The 3224-nt window shown below is 35.9% G+C and carries 2 protein-coding genes and 1 pseudogene; all 3 read right to left on the reverse strand.

Annotated elements, in window-relative coordinates:
* The coding region (locus tag ABWO41_RS17015) for a RagB/SusD family nutrient uptake outer membrane protein (protein ID WP_353140589.1) at nucleotides 1–1204 on the reverse strand (1204 nt) is incomplete at its 3' end.
* Nucleotides 1205–1241: 37 nt separating this feature from the next.
* The gene (locus ABWO41_RS17020; RefSeq protein WP_353140592.1) at nucleotides 1242–2297 is read right to left on the reverse strand and encodes a SusC/RagA family TonB-linked outer membrane protein; all 1056 of its coding nucleotides are present in this window, start codon (nucleotides 2295–2297) and stop codon (nucleotides 1242–1244) included.
* Nucleotides 2272–3224: pseudogene (locus ABWO41_RS17025) on the reverse strand (SusC/RagA family TonB-linked outer membrane protein); the annotation flags it as partial. The gene ABWO41_RS17020 and the pseudogene ABWO41_RS17025, both read right to left, overlap by 26 nt.

Here is a 3224-nt window from a genome sequence, read left to right on the forward strand (position 1 = left end):
CATACATTAACAAAACATCAGAATATCTCAGAAGCGGAAAATTCTGAGGCGTACGTATATCTACCTTAGGAAGCAAGATCTCACTTTCCCTACGAAATTTACCACAGTAACGCTGGTAGATTTGATTGGTGGCCCAATTTACTTTTATACTAGTGTTATTTCCAGAATAAGAGAAAGGAGCAATAGACCAATCTCTACGAAGATCGTTAGAATAAGTAGTACCACTTGCTTCATATACATTAAACATCCAGAGTGTAGGGTGTAAATAACCAGGAGAATACCCAATAGAAGGATCACCTCCCGTATTTTGTCTGATCCCGTTATTTCGACCAACCATACCACCAATATCATAAGGGCTATTATTGCCCCAGAACTCAATTTCTAAGATACTCTCCTTAATATCATACTTATCTTGAGCATAGTTAATAAACACCTGCTCAAACGAAGGATTTAAACTATGTGTCCCATCATCAATTACTTTTTCTGACCATTTTTTCGCTTCAGCAAATTTTGAAACATCGTTTACAGGATATCCGGCCATATGTAAACATACCCTTGCCATCATACCCCAAACTGCCGTTTTGGAAACCTTACCTCCAAAATTAAGATTCTTGATATCGTCAACTAATAATGAAGCCTCCTCCATATCTTTAAGAATTTGTGCATACACATCTTTGGCTGGAGTTCTTGGTATTTGAAGATCCTGAGCTGAAGCAGATGGAGCAGTTTTTAATACTAAAGGAACACCATCAAATTTACTAACCAACATGAAATAGTAATATGCCCTAAGAAATAGAGCCTCACCTCTTATTCTATCACGTCTGACTTCATCCATAACTGGTTTGTCAATATTAGCCAAAAGCTGATTAGCCTTATTAATCCCCACATACAAAGTTTGCCAATATGATAATACCTTTGGGTCAGTTGAAGCAGCATTAAACCCTGCTACTCCAGTGAGCTCAGAGGCATTACTACAAAAACCCTCATCTGTTTCTATTCCCATTCTGGCCAACATATTGTTACGATATAATCCTCCGTTTGCCCATGTTGCATACACTCCATTTAATGCCGTATTAAGTTGAGCTTCTGTATTATAATAATCCTTTGGATTTATAAAATCAGCAGGTTTGGTATCTAAAAATTTTTTACATGAAGTTATTCCGGTAATGCAGAACAACATCAAGAGCAAATACATATTTTTCATAAATTTTATATTTATTTATTCATCAATAATCGAACTGTTATAAAGATGCTTTAAGCCCAAAAACAAATGTCTGTTCTCTTGGATAGGCTGAATAATCAAACCCTGGCGTCAATATCGAGTTCGCTACAGAAACCTCTGGATCCATTCCAGAATACTTGGTCCAGGTATATAGATTTTGGGCAGTAGCAAACAAACTAAAGGATCTTAATTTCAGTTTAGAAAGTACAACCTTAGGTAGCGCATATGATAAGGAAACGGTTTTGAGCCTTAAAAATGAACCATCTTCAATAGCACGGGAAGAAAACCGACCCGTTGGCCCCTGTCCACCAAACCTATAATATTCATTACTTGGATTCTCGGGTGTCCAGCGATTCACATAAGTGGCATACTGATTTAAATTAGATCGGGTTAGCGCATTACCTTCGAACATATCTCTATTTGCATTGAAAAGATCATTACCATAAGACCATTGGAAAAACACATTAAGAGAAAGGCCTTGGTAACTTAGGTTATTGTTAAAACCACCGATATGCTTTGGAAGACCGCGACCAATAATGATACGATCTTTCTCATTGACTATACCATCGCCATTCATATCCTCATACTTTATATCTCCAGGCTTAATAGTACTTCTTAAATTCCCATTAGTAGCAATTGTGTTCTTTAAGAGATAACTACCATTTGGTTGAAGTGTAAAATCATCAATCTGGTAATTACCTAACCATTTATAACCGTACATAACAGCTGCAGGGCCACCAATTCTGGCCAGATAAAGCTGTGCATTGCTATAGGGTGCGGGATAACCAACAGTTGAAATCATCGTCTCCTGAAGATCAGCAAGCGCTAATATGGTGTTTGAATTAAATGAAATATTAAAATCACTACTCCATTCAAACACCTTATTTTTAATATTTACAGTATTTAAAGTGAATTCAAATCCTTGATTTCTAACCTTACCAATATTCTTTAGAATTTTTGAATATCCACTGCTGTAAGGAACGTTTGCATTGAGTAAAAGATCTGTTGTCGTTTTTTTATACAGATATATAGTAACAATTATTTTTTTTTTAAATAAAGAAACAAAAAAAACCAAAACCAAATTGTCTTGTACTCTCCCACTTTAAATCAGAATTACCATAATTACTCAACATTGCAGTTTGCTGAGGATTTTGATTATTAAATGAGTAATAACTATTATAAGGGAAGGTGATAGAAGATAAATAGGAGAAATCTCCAACACGGTTATTTCCAGTAATCCCGTAACTAACCCTAAGTTTAGAGTTAGAAACAAAAGACAGGGCTTTCATAAATGGTTCTTGATACATATTCCATGCAAATGCTGCCGAAGGAAAATAGCTCCATCTATTATTCTCTGCAAATTTTGAAGAGGCGTCAGCCCTAAAGGATGCCGTAAATAAATAACGAGATTTTAAATTATAGTTTGCTCTTCCCAGAAATGAAACCAGCGTATTTTCAGTAGAAGAAGCTACCAGACTAGACAATTCACCCTCATCTATCCCATTTACTCCTAACTCCGGGTTCGGAATATTTTTAGATAAATACCCACTTCGTTTGTTTTGGGTACTCTGCATTGTAAAACCACCAATAATATTCAATTTGTTATTTTTATCGATTTGGTTATTGTAAGTAAGGAGGTTTTCATTTACCCAACCACTGGTTAAAGCATTGTAAATGGCTCCATTAACACCTAATGTATTATCAGGAAAAGGATACCCTCTAGAAGTTTGTGCATTATAAAACTCCTCATTTCTCACCGCAACACTATTCACTCCACCTCTGATAGTTAATGCAAATTTCTTTGAAATTGAATAGTCAATTTTAGCATTTAACAATAGGGTATTTGTAACCTTAGTCTTAATTTCATTTATAGCAGAAATGTACGGATTAGCCCTTGCATCACCAGCATCAGGGTCCAGCAATTCATCTTCAATATTTTCCCCTCCACTAACCGGCCTGGCACCCCAAATCTGATACATCAGATAAGTAGCGTAAGGCTGTG

It is taken from the genome of Pseudopedobacter sp. (assembly GCF_040392825.1).
Taxonomy (GTDB): Bacteria; Bacteroidota; Bacteroidia; order Sphingobacteriales; family Sphingobacteriaceae; genus Pseudopedobacter.